The sequence below is a fragment of the Mesorhizobium sp. M00.F.Ca.ET.216.01.1.1 genome (assembly GCF_004010325.2).
Taxonomy (GTDB): Bacteria; Pseudomonadota; Alphaproteobacteria; order Rhizobiales; family Rhizobiaceae; genus Mesorhizobium.
Genome location: NZ_SADR02000248.1, coordinates 1 through 366 on the forward strand (window position 1 = coordinate 1; position 366 = coordinate 366).

Annotated in this window: 1 pseudogene; it reads left to right on the forward strand. The window is 60.4% G+C overall.

The features are described from left to right. Positions 1-275: pseudogene (locus EN859_RS35955) on the forward strand (DUF1579 family protein); the annotation flags it as partial. Positions 276-366: the final 91 nt, after the last annotated feature.

A 366-nucleotide genomic window follows, 5' to 3' on the forward strand; every position in this document is an offset into this window, starting at 1 on the left:
GCGTGTTCGGTTTCGACCAGCAGAACAGCCTCGTCACCATGCACCAGTTCGATTCGATGGGCATTGTGCCGGCCTCGCCGTCCACGGGCGGCTGGAACGGCAGCACGCTTGTGCTCGTCCGCTCATCGCCGCGCGGGTCGGCCCGCGTGACCTACAGTTTCGACACAGACGACGACTATCGCATGCGGCTGGAGTTCCAACCGGCTGGCAGCGACATTTGGCAAGACATGGTGAGCGGCCTCTACCGGCGCGTCTCGCCTTCCGGGGAAGGCTGAACCGATGGAGATCGCGGGCAAGGCGGTTGAAGAACCACACAGTATCACACATATATACCCTGTGTATTTATGTGGAGATGACCGATGAAGA